Genomic DNA, 17927 nt, shown 5'->3' with positions numbered 1-17927 from the left:
CTTCCCGCAAGTCATGCAAGGACGGTGCTGTGCAGATGGCGCCGTCCTTGTTGTGCAAAAATGGCGGTAACTCTTCTTGCATTCCTTTTACCCTGGTGCTCGTGTGTTTTTATACTCATGGTCTTTCCACGAAACGCTAAAAAGCCGACATGAAAAATAATCGAAGCGCGCTCATGGACGCTCTGTTCAAGAACCTGACGCGCACTTTTGCGTTTCTGGTGTTCATATTGCTCGCTGCCATCATGGCGTCGCTGCTCTATGGAAGTCGGGAGTCCATCGCAGCCCACGGTATAGCCTTTTTATGGACCAATAACTGGGATCCCGTACAAAACGTATATGGTGCAATGGTACCCATTGTGGGAACGCTGCTTACGTCGCTGATTGCGTTGGTGATTGCAGTGCCTGTGTCGTTCGGCATTGCCATGTTCCTGACCGAACTTTCTCCGGTCTGGCTGCGCCGGCCTTTGGGCACTGCCATTGAAATGCTCGCCGCCATTCCATCCATTATTTACGGAATGTGGGGACTGTTCGTGTTTGTGCCCATATTCCAGCAGTATATTCAGCCGCATGTCATTGATTTCTTCGCAGGCGTTCCGGTGTTGGGCGACATATTCGCCGGTCCGCCTTTCGGCATAGGCGTGTTCACGGCGGGGCTCATCCTGTCCATCATGGTGATTCCGTTCATTACGGCGGTCATGCGCGACGTGTTCGAACTCGTTCCCCCGCTGCTCAAGGAGTCGGCATACGGCCTGGGCAGCACGACATGGGAAGTGGTCTGGAAAGTCGTCCTGCCGTATACCAAAAGCGGCGTAATCGGCGGCATCATGCTGGGGCTGGGGCGCGCTTTGGGCGAAACCATGGCTGTCACGTTCGTGATCGGCAATGCCTTCAACCTGCCTTCATCCATATTTGCTCCATCGAATTCCATTGCATCGGCGCTGGCCAATGAATTCAACGAGGCAGGCGGTATGCAGAAGGCTGCGCTCCTGGAGCTCGGCCTGATCCTGTTCCTGATCACCACCGTCGTGCTGGCTTTCTCGAAACTCCTGCTTCTTCGCCTCTCCAAGGGCGAAGGGACCTCGCACTAACCGAGCCATAAGCCATGTTTACTTCTGATTCCGTCGTCACCCTGTCCAACCCGGTCTACAAGAAGCGACAGCGTTTCAATCGAATAATGCTGGGCTTGTCTTCCGCTACCGTCATATTCGGCTTGTTTTGGCTCTGCTGGATCATCCTTACCTTGTTCGTCAAAGGCGGATCGGCGCTGTCGTTGACGCTATTCACTGAAGCGACACCGCCTCCAGGCGCAGACGGCGGTCTGCTCAACGCTATTTTGGGCAGCGTCATGATGGCAGCGGTAGGCACGCTTATCGGCACGCCTATCGGCGTACTGGCCGGAACCTATCTGGCCGAGTATGGCCAGCGGGGTTGGCTGGCTCCGGCTACCCGCTTTCTTAACGATGTGTTGTTGTCGGCGCCGTCCATCGTTATCGGCCTGTTCATCTACGCAACCTATGTGGCCCAGGTAGGGCATTATTCAGGGTGGGCAGGTGCGTTGGCCCTTTCCATACTGGTGATTCCGGTTGTCGTGCGAGCCACCGACAATATGTTGCTGCTGGTTCCCAACAGCCTGCGCGAGGCCGCCGCGGCACTGGGGTGCCCACAGTGGCGCATCATAATGAATATCTGTTATCGGGCTGCGCGCTCGGGCATCATCACAGGTATCCTGCTTGCCATTGCCCGTATCTCCGGCGAAACCGCGCCTTTGCTGTTTACCGCGCTGAACAACCAGTTCATGTCCATGAACATGAGTGCGCCCATCGCCAACCTTCCTGTCGTCATCTTCCAGTATGCCGCCAGTCCGTTCGAGGACTGGAATCGCCTGGCGTGGGCGGGTGCCGTCCTGATCACTTTGCTGGTGTTGGGCATCAATATTGCCGCGCGCAGCCTTTTCCGTAAATGACAAAATGGCTGGGAGCCTTGCTTCCACCGGGAAATCCTTATGCCACACTCTATACAGACACCTGAACGCACGAAGCTGGAAGTCAAAAACTTGAACTTCTATTACGGAAAATACCAGGCGATCAAAGATGTGAACCTGTCCATCAAAGAAAACAAGGTCACGGCTTTTATTGGCCCTTCGGGTTGCGGCAAGTCCACGCTATTGCGCACCTTCAACCGCATGTTCGAACTCTATCCGGGCCAGCGCGCCGAGGGTGAGATCAACCTTGATGGCGAAAACCTGTTGTCGTCCAAGACCGATATTTCCTTGCTTCGCGCCAAGATTGGCATGGTCTTCCAGAAGCCCACGCCGTTCCCCATGAGCATTTACGACAATATTGCGTTCGGCGTGCGTTTGTTCGAGCGGCTCAGCAAGGGTGAAATGGACGAGCGCGTGGAATGGGCGTTGTCCAAGGCGGCTTTGTGGACCGAGGTCAAAGACAAGCTGAACCAAAGTGGCAACAGCCTGTCGGGCGGACAGCAGCAGCGTTTGTGCATTGCCCGCGGCGTGGCCATCAAGCCAGAAATTCTTCTGCTAGACGAGCCATGCTCGGCGCTTGATCCGATCTCCACGGCCAAGATCGAAGAGCTCATCGCCGAACTCAAGTCCGATTACACCGTCGTCATCGTGACCCATAATATGCAGCAGGCCGCCCGTTGCTCGGACTACACGGCCTATATGTACCTGGGTGAACTGATGGAGTTTGGCGAGACCGACCAGATTTTCGTCAAGCCGGGCCGCAAGGAAACCGAAGACTACATAACCGGCCGATTCGGCTAGGGCAGCAAATGTAGTACTCTTGGCTGGTCTATCCAGGAGTTTCACTATGGACCCGACCCCGACCAACCGCTACCTGGTCTTGTTGTGCCAGGATCGGAAGCTGGATGCCGTCAACGCCCTGAAAGCACTGACGGGCGGCGAGGTGGCCAGTACTGCCGCCGCAACGGCCGACGAGCTGTCTCGTACCCAACTGGCCGACCAGTGCGCCATTGTGTTCGATCGAATTGGCGTGGCGCTGCTCCGTTGCAGCGACGGCAAGCGCCGCTTGCTGAACATGGCGGCACAGGAACATAATCCGGCAATTCTTGCCATAGAGCCCGAAAGGCAGGTCAGGGCTATTGCCGGGCCCAGGGATATTGGTATTCCGGCTTTCTCTTCGAACGACTCGGATTCGCTGACCAGTTACCTGAATGGATATCGCGACGCGGTGAATGAGCTCGTGGACCGCACGCTGGCTCGCCAGGGACAGCCGGCCATCACTCGCGAGCCTTCCGTGCCGCCGGACGAAACATCTTATTCCTGGGGCGTGGACGCGACACGCGCCGCCACCTCTGTCTATACGGGAGAGGGCGTAAAGCTGGCCGTCCTGGATACCGGGCTGGACCTGTCTCATCCTGATTTCGCAGGTCGTCAGATTGTGTCGCGTTCCTTCGTGGATGGCGAGCCGGTTCAGGATGGTAACGGACACGGTACGCACTGCGCGGGCATTGCCGCCGGACCATCACAGCCCGCCAGCGGGCCACGTTACGGTGTGGCGGGCAATGTGGAACTATATATCGGGAAGGTTCTTGGCGACCAGGGCGGCGGTGCAGACGGCGGTGTGCTCGAGGGAATCAACTGGGCCATCGAGCAGGGATGCCAGATCATATCCATGTCGCTGGGCAGCTCGCTCGAGCAGGAGGAGAGTTATTCCAAAGTATTCGAAGAGGTGGCTCGACGCGCATTGGCCGCGGGGACCGTCATTATTGCGGCCGCCGGCAACGACAGTCGGCGCCCGGAGCTGATCGCGCCGGTGTCTCATCCGGCAAATTGCCCATCGATTTTCGCGGTGGGCGCCATTGACCAGGTGTTGCAGATCGCTCCGTTCTCATGCGGAGGACTGGTGCCGGACGGTGGACAGGTCGACATCGCGGCCCCAGGGGTTGGTGTTTTATCGTCATGGCCTGCACCACAACTGCATAACACCATAAGCGGCACCAGCATGGCGACCCCTTTCGTTGCCGGGATTGCGGCCCTGCACGCCCAGGCCGATCCCGGCTTACGCAGCCGCGCGCTGCTCAATATCCTGGTTCAGACAGCAAGGCGCCTGACGCAGCCATCCCGCGATGTCGGGGCAGGCCTGGTCCAGGCACCTGGCATGAAGGAGCGTATACCGTGACCCGAATCCTGGTAACCGTCCTGGTGGACGACGCTTTTCTAGGACAATTCGCGGAAGTCGTCGACCGCTGCGCAGACGTCGGCATGGCTGTGCAGCGTCAAATGACATCGATAGGCGTCATCTACGGCACGGTGGACGCTACGCGAATAGATACACTGGGCCATATCCAGGGCGTGCGCCACGTCGAGGCATCGCGCGACGTCGGCTTGTTGGGTGACACCTCCGAGGATTGACCAGGCCGAAATGCTGGATTCAAGTCTCGTTCAGCGCACCTCGCGCGTGATTTTTTCACGCTATCAATCCCAGCTCCTCAAGGCCCGGGATACCGGCTTCGGCGGCCCGGCGGCCTTCGTCGATCGCCACTTTCGCCCGGTGAAAGTCGAGCAATCCCAGGTGCGCCAGTCGGGGTGAAATGACGATGTCTGCCGGCTCGCCGGCCATGCGGCTGCGTGTGATGCGTACCTGCATGATATTGAGGCTGGCGGCCACGACGTCCAGCATGGACGGAAGACGCTGCTCGGGCGGAACGGATTCCGGCAGGAAGGAGCTCAGATTCATCTGTAGCTTGCGCATCCATTCGGAGCCAACGGTGCCTGTGGTCGCCGGTACAGGCGCCGTAGTCCGGTTCGTATGGCGGCCCAGGATATCGGAATTCAGATCGACGGCAATAACGATTTCGGCCCCCATGGCGCGGGCCAGCGACACTGGAACCGGGTTGACCAGCCCCCCGTCGACGAGCAGTTGCCCATCGTGCCACACCGGCGAGAACAAGCCCGGCAAGGCCAGTGAAGCGCGGACGGCGTCAATGGAGGAGCCGTTGCGCAGCCAGACCTCGTTGCCGGTATGCAGCGCTGTTGCGACAGCGCCAAACGGCAGGTTCAAGTCTTCAATGGGATAGTCAATGAAGTTGCGGCGGAAGAAGTCCATCAGGCGCTCGCCTTTCAGCATGCCGCCGTTCAGGCGAAAATCCATGAAGGCGACGACGTCCTTGATGCCCAGGCCTATCACCCATTGTTCGAACCGATCGAGTTCTCCGACGGCGTAGGCGGCGCCCACCAAGGCTCCAATCGACGTGCCGCAAACGATATCGGGGCGAATGCCGACCCTGGCCAGTGCATGAATGACCCCGATATGGGCCCAGCCACGGGCCGAGCCGCTGCCCAGGGCCAAACCTATGCGGGGCTTGCGCAAGGGCTCATGCATGGTCGTTCCCGGTAGGCCGCCCAGTAAGAAAGAGAGCTAGTTCCAGCTTCCACCGCGGCCGCCAATGCTGAAACGTCCGGCGCCTAGCAGGGCAACGGCGATGCTGCCGAACAGGAAAAGGCCCTGGAGCTCGAGCCGCCAGCCGCCGTTGCCACCCAGCTGCATGAGTTGGCCGCTATGCGCCAGTGCAATCGCTACGACCATGTTTACCGCAATCAATAAGGCGCCTAGGCGCGTATACAGGCCGAATATCAATAGCAGCGGGGCAATGACCTCGCCAATATAGGCGGCCCATGCAAAAAAGGCGGGCAGGCCGCGCGCGACCATCATGCCTTCGATGGGGCCTACGCCGTTGATCATTTTGGCAATGCCATGCAGCAGTATGAGTATGCCGATGGTGAGTCGCAGTATGAGTTTGGCGAGGTCTTCCTGAGAGGCAGTGGACATGTTCGGATTCCGTGGTGGTGACGATGAACGCGGTAGCGGTGGGGGATCCCGGTACTACTATGTAGTCGCCGGCTTCTGGTCGCGATAGGTCAGGACCAGGCCGGGAAACTGCGAGAACGGAATCTTCAGGTCATCGTCGCTTTTGACGAGGGCATCGCCGATGTCGTCGACCAGCACGGTGCTGGGGTGTGTATCCATGAGGATCTGCAGCATCTGTTCGGATGTGCCTTGGCAGTTCATGGGTACCAGAATCTTTCCCGCCGCCAGTATCGCCAGCATGCTTACGATATATTCCATCGAGTTGGCCGCGCATAGCCCCACGCGTGACCCGGGTACAGGGTCTTTGGACTGCAGTGCAACCGCCAGTGCGTTGACGGCGGTGACGAGTTCTGAATAGCTGACCTGAGTGCTTGCATCTGCGATGGCAACGTCGTCGCCATGTTGTAGTGCCATGTTTTCCAGAAAATCCATTGTAAGCTGCATGCCGACGGCCTTTGAAAAGATAATATGCGTCGAGTATAGCTTTTGGTAACTGTTTCGGGTGGTCTCAATACAGCGGTGGCCTGGCGGGCGCGCTGCCTCAGTGGCGGGCTTGGTATATCGCCGCAGGATGTGATGGCGAAGAAGTCAGGCCGACGAAGTCCTTTATGGCTTCTTCGTAGGCCAAGCCACTGCGGCTCGCACCCGAGTGCGAGGCGCCTTCTATCTTGACCAGTTGTTGCACGGTATTGCTACGGCCCTGGGCCGCGGTAAACAAAAGGTCGCTCATGGTGTGGGGCACGATCCGGTCGTTCGTGCCGTGCAGGAACAGGATGGGGCTGCGCACCTGTTTTATCGACGCGACGGAATCGAACGGCTGCGTTATCAGCAGGTTCAGGCCGGGTATGGCCGAATAGCCGGTGGTGGGAATCATGTCCTGGATGTTGGTGAAGGTGGATTCCAGGATGAGTCCCGCGAATTCGGGCTGCGCCGTGCGGGCTGCTACCGCGACGGCGATCGCACCGCCAAGGCTATGCCCGTAGACGTACCGGCGCGATGGATGCGGCTGGCGACGTTCCAGCTCTTGCAGTGCGGCAACGGCATCTTCCGTAGCGCTGGCCTGCGAGGGCAGCAGGGGACTGGAGTCGCCGAATCCGCGGTAGTCGATGGCAAGCACCGAGAACCCCATTTCCCGCCAGCGCTCGATACGAAACACACTGCCGTTGAGATTCCAGCGGGAGCCATGAAGGTAAAGCACGGTGGGTGCCTTGGGATCGGTATGCGCGAGGTACCAGGCGCGGACCGTACCGTTGCCGGCCAGTTTGATGTCAAAGATTTCTGTCCCGGGCGCAGGTTCGCGCCACCAACGGCTTTCGCCGAGCTCTACTGAAAATATGGTTGCGCGTTGCCATCGGTCGAGCGCCACATAGCCACTGGCCCCGGCGATCAGGGCACAGATGATGACAATCAGAAGGGGGCGCAATCGGGTGGACATGGTCTCGGGCAAGAAGAAGGTACGAGATAATAGGATACGCAAGGCCGGCGTTAAGTTCCGTACGCGCGGCGCAGGGGATTTTTTTAAACAGGATCGGAAGATGGCAATCGGAGTATTCAGCAATGGCCGTGACCAGGCATGAACAGCATAACAATTACAGAAGAAGACGGCGTAAGGTTTCTCCGGTTCGGCACCCAGTGGGTGCAGGGTTCGATGAAAGTCGCAGATCCCTATGCCATTGACCTTGAGTATGTGCAGCAGATGATGATGTGGACGCTGTTCAATCCGGCACCGCGTCACATCGTTCAGTTGGGCCTGGGCGCGGCCGCTCTGACTAAATTCTGCCACCGCCATTTCGCCGGGACGAAAGTGACGGCCGTCGAGCTCGACGGCGCAGTCATCGCGGCCTGTCGTTCAAGCTTTTGTTTACCGTCCAACGATAGTCGGCTGAGTGTGCTCGAGATGGACGCCATGGCGTTTGTCCAGGATGTTCGAAATCATGGAACGGTGGATGTGTTGCAAGTGGATTTGTATGACGCCCAGGCGCACGGCCCGGTGTACGAGTCGCAGGACTTTTACCAGGCATGTGCCGACTGTCTTGCGCCCCATGGCATCATGACGGTGAACCTGTTTTGCGACGCGCCCGATCATGGCAAGAATCTGCAGGCCATTGACGCCGGTTTCGGCGCTGTCGCCTGGCTGCCCGAAGTGCACGACGGCAATGTCGTTGCCATCGGCTTCAAGACAGCACCGTCCATCGACTTCAGCGATCTGTACAAGCAGGCACGTTCGATTCACACCGCGCTGGGCTTGTCGGCCGAAACGTGGGTAGACGGCCTGCAAAGCTGGATGCAGGACGCTTGACAAACGTGGTCACTGTTTCACGTCGAGCTTGGGTGCCTGGTCGTTCCAGGGCATGAGCGGGACTGACGAAATGCTGTTGAACGGGGATCCGTCGATCACCTTTTCGCTGACGACCAGGTAAACCAGGGAGTTGTTTTCCTGGTCTATCAGCCGCGATACATTCAAGCCTTTGAACAGGAAGCTCATGCGTTGGGTGAAGACATTTTCTTCCTTCTGAAGCACGATCTTCTTTCCCACGATGGGACCTACTTGGCGACACGCGATGGAAAAGCGGGACGGGTCTTCCGCAAAGCCCAGGGCACCGGATATGCCGCCGGTTTGCGCGTAGGAAACATGGCAGACCACGCCGTCGACATCGGGATCCTTGAATGACTGTATGCAGACCTTGTCGTTGTTCAGCACGCGCCAGGTGGTGCTGACGCAGCCGACTTCCGCGGCGTGAGCCGTGTTGCCCAGGATGCTGGCGGCGGCCAGGACGATGAAGGCAAAAAGATGTTTCATGGCGGCACCCAGGGCAAAGAACGAATTTTAGCCTGAGAGCCGCCATATCCGCCGTGGTTAAATACATCATGCATGAGTTGACCCGGGAATACGGTAAATGAGCACCATTGGAATCCTTGCGGCGTTGCAGGAAGAAATCGCCACATTGCTGACGGCAATGGGACCTGATGTCGTCACGCGCCGTATCGGCCAGCGCGTTTATCACGAAGGGCAGCTGTCGGGGCGCCGTTGCGTACTTGTCCTGGCTCGTATTGGCAAGGTCGCCGCCGCGGCAACCGCCGTGACGCTGATACGCGAATTCGGCGTCACCGTTGTCGTCTTTACGGGCCTGGCGGGCGCGGTTGCGGACCATGTCAGGGTCGGTGATGTTGTGGTGGCGCAGACGCTGCTGCAGCACGACCTCGATGCCAGGCCTTTGTTTCCCCGCTACGAGGTGCCTTTGCTGGGCCGAAGCTATTTTGATGCCGATGCGCAATTGGCTACCTTGCTGGCCCAGTGTGCAAACGACTACCTTGGTTCCGACTATGCAGAAGAAATAGTGTCGGCGACGCGTGACGCGTTTGGCGTCGCGGATCCGAAAGTGCATAGCGGCACCATCATCAGCGGCGATTGCTTCGTCTGCGATACTTCCGCGGTCGGATTGTTGCGCAGCGCCTTGCCGGATGCCCTCTGCGTGGAAATGGAGGGCGCCGCAGTCGCCCAGATATGCTACGAATATGGCGTGCCCTGCGGCGTATTAAGGACGATATCCGACCGGGCCGACAGCACGGCCGACATCGATTTCAATACCTTCCTGGCCCAGGTGGCCCGTTTTTATTCGGCGGGGATCCTGAGGCGTTTTCTCATGAATTACTCCAGTCAAGGTCGATAAGTCATCCATGAACGCTATACCCTTGTTCCCCCTAAGCACCACACTGTTCCCGGCGGGAGCCTTGACACTACGTATCTTCGAAGTGCGTTACCTGGACATGATCAAGAAATGCATCGCCGACGGCACGGAATTCGGCGTCGTCACCTTGATCAGTGGCAGTGAAGTCCGCAGGCCCGAAGGCGGTGAGGAATTGGCAACGGTCGGGACCATGGCACGCATCGAGGAATGGAGTTCACCCATGCCGGCCTTATTGCACTTGCGATGTGTAGGAACTTCGCGTTTTCATCTGCTGTCCAGTGCAAAAGCGAAGTACGGCTTATGGATGGGAAACACCCTGCCGCTGGCTGATGACCCGCTGGTGCCCGTCCCCGCGTCACTCCAGCGCAGCGCCGACGCCTTGGGCAAACTCATTGCGCAGCTTCAAAAGGATAGGGTGCCCGTCGCTGAAATGCCGTTTGCGCCACCGTTCCGCCTCGATGAAAGTGCCTGGGTCGCGGATCGATGGTGCGAATTATTACCACTGGGGACCGAAGAGAAGCTACGATTGCTTGCCTTGCAGGATCCCGTATGGCGGCTGGAATGTGTTCACAAATTCATGATGGACCGCGGCCTGATGTCTTGATGAAGAGGAGCGTATGTACGAAACCCTGGATATTGAAATCAACGCTGCGGTCGCAACGGTCTGGATGAATCGTCCAGCCGTGCATAATGCGTTCAATGCTGACTTTATTAGGGAACTCACCGCCGCCTGCAAGGCGCTGGATGCCGATGCTTCCGTGCGGGTCATTGTGCTGGCCGGCCGGGGCAAAAGTTTTTCCGCGGGGGGCGACCTGAACTGGATGCGGGAAACTGCCGTAGCGGATGCGGCGACCAACCAGGACGATGCGCGCAGGCTGGCGGCCATGTTGCGTACGCTTTCGGAGGTCTCCAAGCCGACCATTGCGCGGGTGCACGGTGCGGCGTTGGGGGGAGGCATGGGCCTGGTTTCGGCATGCGATATCGGCATTGCATCGACGGCGGCCAGTTTTGCAACATCTGAGGTTCGCCTCGGTCTTATCCCTGCCGCGATTAGTCCATACGTCATACGCGCGATCGGACAGCGCCAGGCCTACCGTTATTTCCAGACGGCAGAGCGCATATCCGCCGAACGGGCTGTCCAGTTGGGACTGGTGCATGAAGTCGTGGCACCAGAGCATCTCGATACCAAGGTGCAAGAGATCGTGGTCGCCTTGCTGCTGGGCGGACCCATGGCACAAAGCGCAGCAAAAGACCTGATTCGCGGTGTCGCCGAGCGAGGCGTTGACGATGCCGTGCTGGAAGACACCGCGCAACGTATTGCGACGCTGCGTTCGCAGCCTGAAGCAAAAGAAGGGATGTCCGCGTTCCTGGACAGGCGCGATCCCGAGTGGGTCGCCTTGAACGCCAAGGCGGACTCATGATTCTCTTGTATCACTGCGTAAGCGCCAGGTCGTTCCGCCCCTTGTGGATGCTGGAGGAATGCGGCATTCCCTATGAACTGAAAATGCTTCCCTTCCCGCCCCGGTATGCGGCCCGCGAGTATCTGCAGGTCAATCCCCTGGGCACGGTTCCCGCGCTCTTTGATGGCGAGGTTCGCATGACGGAATCGGCGGCGATGTGCCAATATATCGCTGCCAGATACGGGCCGGCTGCCATGGATGTGAAGCCCGACGAAGCCAGCTTCGGCGCCTACCTGAACTGGGTGCATTTCGGCGAGGCGACACTTACCTTTCCACAGACCATAGTGCTTCGATACGGACGTTTCGAGACGCCGGAACGCCGTAATCCTCAGGTGGAAGAGGACTATCGGCGCTGGTTCCTGGCGCGCCTGCGGGCCATTGATGCCGTACTGTCCGGACAAGACTACCTGTGCGCCAGCCGGTTTACCGCTGCCGATATCTCGGTAGGCTATGCCCTGATGCTTGCCGAATTCCTTGATATGGAATCGAAATTCCCGGCGGCAGTTCGCGAATACTGGCAAAGGCTGAAAAATCGCGATGGATATCGGAAAGCGTTGGAAGCCCAACATCAGGCGGCTATCGGCCAGAAGGTGTCCGTGGTGCATGCACCGTTGACAACCCCATAAGCGGAAGACCGCATTTCATTCAACCACACTATCAGTTCAGCGCGGAGAAGGGCCATGTTGCCAACAGCACCAGCAAACTACGATGATATATGCGAGCAGTTCAATTGGTCGATACCGCCGCGCTATAACATCGGTGCAGACGCGTGCACCAAGTGGGCCGAGCAGGATCCTGGAAGGCTGGCCTTGATCTATGTGGGGCCGGATGGGAAAGCCATCAACCATACCTTTGGCCAGTTGCACGAAGCCTCGAATCGCTTCGCCAATCTGCTGCGCAGCGTGGGCGTGGCGCCTGGTGACCGGGTGGCGGTCTTGTTGCCTCAGGCGCCCGAAACCGCCATGGCGCACATTGCCATTTATAAGTCGGGGTGCATTGCAATTCCCCTGTTTTCGCTGTTTGGTGCCGAAGCCCTGCAATATCGGCTTGCCGATAGTGGAGCGAAGGTGATCATTACGAATCGCGACGGTGCGGCAAAGTTGGCGGACATTCGCGAGCGCCTGCCGGACTTGCAAGCCGTGTACAGCATCGATGGCGAATTGCCCGGTGCACGGGACCTGCATCGCGAGATGGCGCAGCAAAGCAATGACTTCACCGCGGTGGATACGGCTGCGGACGACCCCGCCGTCATCATCTATACATCGGGAACCACCGGCCAGCCGAAGGGCGCGCTGCATGCCCATCGCGTGCTGCTGGGGCATCTGCCCGGCGTGGAGATGTCCCATAACCTGTTTCCCCAGGAAGGGGACCGGATGTGGACGCCGGCTGATTGGGCATGGATAGGCGGCCTGTTCGATGTGCTGCTTCCCGCGTGGCACCACGGTATCACGGTGGTTGCACACCGCTTTCAGAAATTCACTCCGGAAGCTGCTTTCCAGCTGCTGCAGGATTTCGAAATACGCAATACCTTCTTGCCACCCACGGCGCTGAAGATGATGCGCGCCGTTGCCAGCCCCGAGCAACGCTGGAACTACCGGGTAAGGTCAGTGGCAAGCGGCGGCGAAACGCTGGGCTCCGAATTGCTGGATTGGGGGCGGCGTACCTTTGGGCTGACCATCAACGAGTTCTACGGCCAGACGGAATGCAATATGACGGTTTCGTCATGTGCCGATCTCATGCCCACCCGTGCGGGCGCGATAGGGCGTCCGGTGCCCGGGCATCGTGTTGCCATCGTTGACGAACAAGGCGCCGTGGTCCAGCCGGGAATGAGCGGCAATATAGCGGTTTTGCGGCCGGATCCGGTCATGTTTCTCCAGTACTGGAACAATCTCCGGGCGACTGGCGAAAAGTTCATCGGCGACTGGCTGCTTACCGGCGATGTGGGAACGATGGATGACGACGGCTATATATCTTTCGTGGGTCGCAACGATGACGTCATCACTTCGGCGGGATACCGTATCGGGCCGGGCGAGATCGAAGACAGTATTCTTCAGCACCCCGCCGTCAAGATGGCGGCTGTCGTCGGTGCACCGGACGCTCAGCGAACCGAGATTGTCGTCGCCGTGGTGGTGCTGCATGAAACCCATCAGCCTGGCGAAGCCCTAAAGCGGGAAATCCAGGAACACGTGAAAGTTCGGCTGGCCGCGCATGAGTATCCACGCGAGATTTTTTTCGTCGATGAATTGCCCATGACGACGACGGGCAAGGTGATCAGGCGCGAATTGCGCGATACCGTGGCGCAGTGGCGAGCGTCGCAGGACAAGACGTAGTCCGCCGGACAAAAAGGGTCTGCGCGCGCCCTCATCGCATTTCAAAGGCTTCCTGGTGGAAGGTATACCTTCCTTGCCATTCGCTTTTAAAACGTTTCTGCAGCTTGTTGGCCAATCCGTTTGGCCCACAAAACCATACTTCCGAACGGGCCCCGGGTACTATTTCGTTAAACAATCTATCGTTCGCGACGACGCTGCTGCGGCCAGTGCTATGGATGTACAGCCTTACGCCGGATAGGTTTGCGCACAAGAACTCCAGGCGTTTAATGAAGGGGTCCACGCCCGCATCGCTCACAAAATAGTGCAAGTCAGCGCTGGTTTGTTGTGCAGCATTATCTTGCAGTGATTCCAACCATGATAGAAACGGAGTAATGCCTATGCCCCCGGCAATCCAGATCTGCCTGGCTCCCGGGTCGCTGCGTGTGAAGTCAAAACATCCATACGGTCCTTCCACCGTAACCGCCTGACCCACTGTAAGCGTCTCGGCCAGCCCTGAGGTGTGATCGCCCAGCGCCTTGATCTGAAAGGCTACTGTGCCATCGTGGCGGTCCGCGCTGGCTATGGTATAGGGATGGGCACCTTCTGCTCGGTTGAAGGTAACAAAGGCAAATTGCCCGGCCCGATGTCCCGGCCATTTCGAGCCCAGATTGCAGTTGACTTCGGTAACTGTGTCAGATGGCGTGGCAACCGACACGACACTGCCATGGGTCTTCCGGCTTTTACCGATATGGCCTGTCAAGGTCATTACGCTGGCAACCGTGCCGGCAGCCAGGCATATTGCCAGCAGCATGCCTATAGGCTGGGTCCAGTACCAGGGTGGAGCCAGAACCGCCGTATGAAAGACCAGGCCCAGGTAGGCAACCGGCATGACGCGATGCACGTAGCGCCAGAATTTGTATGGAAACCGCTTCCACAGCGTAATGATCAGCATGGCTATCAGCGCGTAAATGATCCATTCACCCAAGTCCTTGGCGAGCGGGCGGGTAGCCTCGGCCAGGGCTCCAAGATCAAATTTTGGGGGACGTCCCGCTTTGCCTATCCAGGATTTGAGCAGGTCGCTGGACATATCCAGCAGCCAATGCGTGGCGGCAAAGCTGATGGCCAGGATGCCGGCCCATTTGTGCAGCCGATACATGCGATCCATGCCGCCCAGCGGCTTTTCCAGCCAGGCTGGGCGCACGGCAAGCACCATCACCACTGACATCAAGGCGATAGACCAGAGCCCACTCAAAAATAGTCCTTGCTGGCGCGCCAGCCATAACCACTCTCCCTGTAGTGGGGCGTTGACATAATACGTGTCCCAACCCCAGGTCAGGGCGATAGCGGTAAGAAAACTGGCAATTAATGTTTTCATGAGTCGGTTGTTCTAAAGGTTGAAAACAGGAGCTAAGTGCTGGCCGGTTTATTTGAATTAACGGTCCTTGCTTTTGAGTTCGGTTTTGACGATGTCGCCGGTGACCGGATGCATGTCTATCTTGGTTCGCTGGCCCTCTTTGTTGCGCGCTTTGGCTTCATAGACATCGCGGTCGCGTTCGATTTCGGTGATGTCGGTGTAGCCTGCGGCTTCCAGCTTGTCGTAGACCTGCTTGATGTTCAGCGCGGGGGCGGCAGAGGCGGTTTGTGCCACGGCCGCAATGTTGGCGGTTTGAGCAAAGGCGGGGGAAAGGCTGGCGCCGGTGACCAGCATTCCGGTGCAAATGGCAAGGGTGGATAAAGATTTTGTTGCAAACATGGTGATCTCCGTTAGGTAGAAAGGCGGCCGTGTTGTCGACCGTGCTGCCATTGTGTGCTTTGCCCCATGAACCTTATCTGAAGAGTTTGTTCATCTGCGGTTCATCTTCATTAAGCTATAAACGTTGCGTCGCGCGCGTGTTATTTGCTTTTCAGGCGCGGCAGATGTCCAACTATTCTGGTTTGAAAGGCCGGTACACTGGAGCAGCACATGTTGAATAAGCTTTTGGCGGCAGTCTTGTTTACGGGAGCGCTCGGCGCAAGTTTGTTGCCGGTTGGTACCAGTTTTGGCGGTGAAAGCGATCACGAACAGGCCAGGCGCGCACTTGAGGCAGGGGAAATTCTTTCCTTGCGTACCGTCATGGACCTGGTCGAACGCGATTACCCCGGCCAGATCGTCAAGATCGAGTTCGAGCGAGATGATGGAATCTGGATATATGAAATCAAGGTGCTGCAAAGCGGCGGCAAACTGATCAAGATAGAAATCGACGCCCGCGACGGGATCGTACTCAAAATCAAAGAGCCTGATTCCAAGCATAAAGGCAGGGACTGATGCATATTCTGGTTGTGGAAGATGAGCCGACGCTAGCCCAGCAAGTGGCCGAGGCGCTAACAGGCTCCGGCTACGCGGTCGATATCGCGGCTAACGGCCAGGACGGTCATTACCTGGGCGAGGCCGAATCCTTCGATGCCGTAGTGCTGGACTTGGGTTTGCCATTGATGGACGGCATTACTGTTTTGCGGAAATGGCGTAATGCGGGGCGTTCGATGCCGGTGCTGATTCTTACGGCACGGGATAACTGGCATGAAAAGGTTGCCGGCATCGACGCCGGTGCTGACGACTATCTGACCAAGCCTTTTCATATGGAAGAATTGTTGGCCCGCTTGCGGGCTTTGTTGCGCAGGGCGGCGGGGCATGCCAGCCCTGACCTGCGTTGCGGCAGTGTTGTGCTGGACACGCGGAATGCGCGGGTTACAGTCAATGGGCGGGCACTGGCCCTAACCAGCCACGAATTCCGGGTGCTTGCTTACCTGATGCACCATCAAAACAGTGTTATTTCCCGGGCCACGCTTACTGAACATATTTACGCCCAGGATTTCGACCGCGATTCCAATACCATCGAAGTGTTCATTGCCCGTTTGCGAAAAAAACTGCCTGAAGGACTTATCGTAACGGTGCGCGGCCTGGGATACCGGTTAGTCAGCCCGTGATGAAAAAACGGCATATGTCGTCTTTTGCGTCACTGGACTCGTTGCGCCTACGCTTGCTTGCCGGTACGCTGGTTTGGATAATGGTATCGATTATTGCTGCTGGCTGGGGCCTTGGCAGCTTGTTCCAGCGCCATATCACTACGCAGTTCCAGGGGGAGCTCAAAATCCAGCTGGACCAACTGACTGCCGCGCTGACGATTGATGCGGCTGGAAAGCCGTCGGTGCCTTCGCCGCTGAGCGACCCGCGTTTTGATAAGCCCTATTCCCGCTTATATTGGCAGATAGATCAGATCGTCGATGGGGGCGGTGTCGCGATTGCCGGCTTGCTGCGGTCACGATCGTTGTGGGATGTAGTACTCAAGGCGCCCGCGCCTGTTTTGGCCGAAGAAGGCAAGCATGTTTTCATCATAAACGGGCCTGATGGGCACCCCTTGTCGGTGCTTGAACGCATAGTGCATCCCGCCGAAGAGTCGGCGCCCGTCTTACGATTAATGATCGCGGCTGACCAACGCCTAATGGCCGAGCCGATAGAGCGCTTTACCCGCATGCTGGTGCTGGCTCTGGGCGTGCTTGGAGCTGGTCTTATGCTGGCGGCGATTGTCCAGGTGCTGATAGGGCTACGGCCCCTGGGGCAGTTGCGCCACCAACTGGGCGCCGTGCGCGATGGCAGCGCGCGGCGTATAGAGGGGCATTTTCCTACTGAGGTCCAGCCATTGGTGGATGACTTCAATGGGGTACTGTCGATTAATGCTGAAATTGTTAATCGGGCTCGTGTCCAGGCCGGAAATTTGGCGCACTCCGTCAAGACGCCGCTTGCCATATTGGCGAATGCCGCTGAACGCGAAGACACGCCGTTGGCGCGTTTGATTACCGAACAGGTCATCACGGCGCAGCGCCAGGTTGACTATCATTTGGCCCGTGCCCGGGCCGCTGCGGCGGTGCAGGCATCGGGCTTGCGCACTCCGGTGCGCCCGCCGCTTGAAGCCTTGGTGCGCGTCATGAGCCGGCTATATGCCGGGCGCGGCCTGGCTGTGGAATTGGGTGGCATCAGCAACGATCTGGCTTTTCGTGGCGAAGAGCAGGATCTTCAGGAAATGCTGGGTAACTTGCTGGACAATGCCTGCAAGTGGGCAGCCAGCCGGGTAGAAGTGAATGTTGCGTCAGAAGGGGCGAATTTAGTGTTCATCGTTGATGACGACGGCAAGGGTTTGTCTGTTTCCAAGCGCGAAGACGTATTCAGGCGCGGGGTACGTGTGGATGAGCAAGCGGCGGGTTCTGGGTTGGGCCTGGCGATAGTGCGCGACCTGGCTCTGCTGTACGGCGGCGACGTTCATGCCGAAAGCTCACCGGCAGGCGGTTTGCGCGTGGTGCTGCTCTTGCCGTCAGCGTGATCCGGCGTTAAACGCGCCCAAGCGGACGCTTCCGAAAGTTCACTGATGCGTCCGATGCACAGACGGCTTGTCTCATCCAAATGCAACGAACCGCCAAGAATATGCCAAGTAAAGAAAAAGGGCTTATGCGAAAAATGCATAAACCCTTAATTCACTGTTGTTCGAGTGGTCGGGGCGAAAGGATTCGAACCTTCGACCCTCTGGTCCCAAACCAGATGCGCTACCAGGCTGCGCTACGCCCCGACTTTGTTCACTGCTTACAACA

At 58.1% G+C, this 17927-nt stretch carries 21 protein-coding genes and 1 tRNA gene; 14 read left to right on the top strand and 8 right to left on the bottom strand.

Annotation, left to right across the window (positions count from 1 at the left end):
- The first annotated feature begins 149 nt into the window (after positions 1-149).
- Genes pstC through CR159_RS04055 form a run of 5 tightly spaced genes read left to right on the top strand, consistent with a single transcriptional unit; the run spans position 150 to position 4393 of the window.
- A complete protein-coding gene (gene pstC / locus CR159_RS04075) occupies positions 150-1088 on the top strand; it encodes a phosphate ABC transporter permease subunit PstC (RefSeq protein ID WP_102072721.1) in 939 nt (312 codons plus the stop codon).
- Positions 1089-1102: 14 nt separating this feature from the next.
- Entirely contained in the window at positions 1103-1963 is an 861-nt protein-coding gene (gene pstA / locus CR159_RS04070) for a phosphate ABC transporter permease PstA (protein ID WP_102072720.1), read from the top strand.
- 39 nt (positions 1964-2002) lie between these two features.
- Positions 2003-2782: a phosphate ABC transporter ATP-binding protein PstB gene (pstB, locus tag CR159_RS04065; RefSeq protein WP_102072719.1), complete on the top strand. Its 780-nt coding sequence runs from the start codon at positions 2003-2005 to the stop codon at positions 2780-2782.
- 46 nt (positions 2783-2828) lie between these two features.
- A complete protein-coding gene (locus CR159_RS04060) occupies positions 2829-4160 on the top strand; it encodes a S8 family peptidase (protein WP_102072718.1) in 1332 nt (443 codons plus the stop codon).
- On the top strand, positions 4157-4393 hold the full coding sequence (locus CR159_RS04055) for a hypothetical protein (protein ID WP_102072717.1): 237 nt from the start codon (positions 4157-4159) through the stop codon (positions 4391-4393). The genes CR159_RS04060 and CR159_RS04055 overlap by 4 nt, the downstream gene beginning before the upstream one ends.
- A 55-nt stretch (positions 4394-4448) precedes the next feature.
- On the opposite strand, the gene rssA is transcribed toward CR159_RS04055, so the two are convergent.
- From rssA to CR159_RS04035, 4 genes are all read right to left on the bottom strand, one after another.
- Positions 4449-5363 (bottom strand): patatin-like phospholipase RssA, encoded by a 915-nt coding sequence (gene rssA / locus CR159_RS04050; protein ID WP_102072716.1) that lies wholly within the window; start codon positions 5361-5363, stop codon positions 4449-4451.
- A gap of 36 nt (positions 5364-5399) precedes the next feature.
- A complete protein-coding gene (locus CR159_RS04045; protein WP_102072715.1) occupies positions 5400-5810 on the bottom strand; it encodes a DoxX family protein in 411 nt (136 codons plus the stop codon).
- A gap of 57 nt (positions 5811-5867) precedes the next feature.
- Positions 5868-6293, bottom strand: coding sequence for an AMP-binding protein (locus tag CR159_RS04040; RefSeq protein ID WP_102072714.1), 426 nt, complete (start codon positions 6291-6293; stop codon positions 5868-5870).
- A gap of 97 nt (positions 6294-6390) precedes the next feature.
- On the bottom strand, positions 6391-7284 hold the full coding sequence (locus tag CR159_RS04035) for an alpha/beta hydrolase (protein WP_102072713.1): 894 nt from the start codon (positions 7282-7284) through the stop codon (positions 6391-6393).
- Between the two features lie 138 nt (positions 7285-7422).
- Between CR159_RS04035 and CR159_RS04030 the strand changes: the two genes are divergently transcribed.
- Positions 7423-8148: a spermine/spermidine synthase domain-containing protein gene (locus CR159_RS04030; RefSeq protein ID WP_102072712.1), complete on the top strand. Its 726-nt coding sequence runs from the start codon at positions 7423-7425 to the stop codon at positions 8146-8148.
- Positions 8149-8157: 9 nt separating this feature from the next.
- Here CR159_RS04030 and CR159_RS04025 read toward each other — a convergent pair whose 3' ends face one another.
- Positions 8158-8649, bottom strand: coding sequence for a CreA family protein (locus tag CR159_RS04025; RefSeq protein WP_102072711.1), 492 nt, complete (start codon positions 8647-8649; stop codon positions 8158-8160).
- A gap of 97 nt (positions 8650-8746) precedes the next feature.
- Between CR159_RS04025 and CR159_RS04020 the strand changes: the two genes are divergently transcribed.
- Genes CR159_RS04020 through CR159_RS04000 form a run of 5 tightly spaced genes read left to right on the top strand, consistent with a single transcriptional unit; the run spans position 8747 to position 13328 of the window.
- Complete coding sequence (locus tag CR159_RS04020) at positions 8747-9520, top strand: 5'-methylthioadenosine/adenosylhomocysteine nucleosidase (RefSeq protein WP_102072710.1); 774 nt, start codon at positions 8747-8749, stop codon at positions 9518-9520.
- Between the two features lie 7 nt (positions 9521-9527).
- Entirely contained in the window at positions 9528-10142 is a 615-nt protein-coding gene (locus CR159_RS04015; protein ID WP_102072709.1) for an LON peptidase substrate-binding domain-containing protein, read from the top strand.
- Between the two features lie 13 nt (positions 10143-10155).
- On the top strand, positions 10156-10959 hold the full coding sequence (locus tag CR159_RS04010; RefSeq protein WP_102072708.1) for an enoyl-CoA hydratase/isomerase family protein: 804 nt from the start codon (positions 10156-10158) through the stop codon (positions 10957-10959).
- On the top strand, positions 10956-11624 hold the full coding sequence (locus tag CR159_RS04005) for a glutathione S-transferase family protein (RefSeq protein WP_102072707.1): 669 nt from the start codon (positions 10956-10958) through the stop codon (positions 11622-11624). Before CR159_RS04010 ends, CR159_RS04005 begins: the two co-directional genes overlap by 4 nt.
- Before the next feature lie 54 nt (positions 11625-11678).
- On the top strand, positions 11679-13328 hold the full coding sequence (locus CR159_RS04000; RefSeq protein ID WP_102072706.1) for an acyl-CoA synthetase: 1650 nt from the start codon (positions 11679-11681) through the stop codon (positions 13326-13328).
- 31 nt (positions 13329-13359) lie between these two features.
- On the opposite strand, the gene CR159_RS03995 is transcribed toward CR159_RS04000, so the two are convergent.
- Together CR159_RS03995 and CR159_RS03990 are read right to left on the bottom strand one after the other, a co-directional pair.
- Positions 13360-14682, bottom strand: coding sequence for a ferredoxin reductase family protein (locus CR159_RS03995; protein ID WP_102072705.1), 1323 nt, complete (start codon positions 14680-14682; stop codon positions 13360-13362).
- A gap of 57 nt (positions 14683-14739) precedes the next feature.
- Positions 14740-15060, bottom strand: a complete 321-nt coding sequence (locus CR159_RS03990) for a PepSY domain-containing protein (protein WP_102072704.1) — start codon at positions 15058-15060, stop codon at positions 14740-14742.
- A gap of 210 nt (positions 15061-15270) precedes the next feature.
- Here CR159_RS03990 and CR159_RS03985 point away from each other — a divergent pair, with 210 nt between their 5' ends.
- Genes CR159_RS03985 through CR159_RS03975 form a run of 3 tightly spaced genes read left to right on the top strand, consistent with a single transcriptional unit; the run spans position 15271 to position 17662 of the window.
- Positions 15271-15612 (top strand): PepSY domain-containing protein, encoded by a 342-nt coding sequence (locus CR159_RS03985; RefSeq protein ID WP_102072703.1) that lies wholly within the window; start codon positions 15271-15273, stop codon positions 15610-15612.
- Positions 15612-16271, top strand: coding sequence for a response regulator transcription factor (locus CR159_RS03980; protein ID WP_102072702.1), 660 nt, complete (start codon positions 15612-15614; stop codon positions 16269-16271). The genes CR159_RS03985 and CR159_RS03980 overlap by 1 nt, the downstream gene beginning before the upstream one ends.
- 14 nt (positions 16272-16285) lie before the next feature.
- Positions 16286-17662 carry a sensor histidine kinase gene (locus tag CR159_RS03975; protein ID WP_102072785.1) on the top strand — a complete coding sequence of 459 codons (1377 nt, stop codon included), beginning with the start codon at positions 16286-16288 and terminating at the stop codon, positions 17660-17662.
- A 166-nt stretch (positions 17663-17828) separates the two neighbouring features.
- Here CR159_RS03975 and CR159_RS03970 read toward each other — a convergent pair.
- Positions 17829-17905 (bottom strand) — tRNA-Pro (locus CR159_RS03970).
- Positions 17906-17927: the final 22 nt, after the last annotated feature.

Origin of the sequence: Pollutimonas subterranea, assembly GCF_002849655.1 — a bacterium.
Taxonomy (GTDB): Bacteria; Pseudomonadota; Gammaproteobacteria; order Burkholderiales; family Burkholderiaceae_B; genus Pollutimonas; species Pollutimonas subterranea.
The sequence above is the reverse complement of the archived record's forward strand: the minus strand, read 5'-3'. Positions and strand labels throughout refer to the sequence as shown.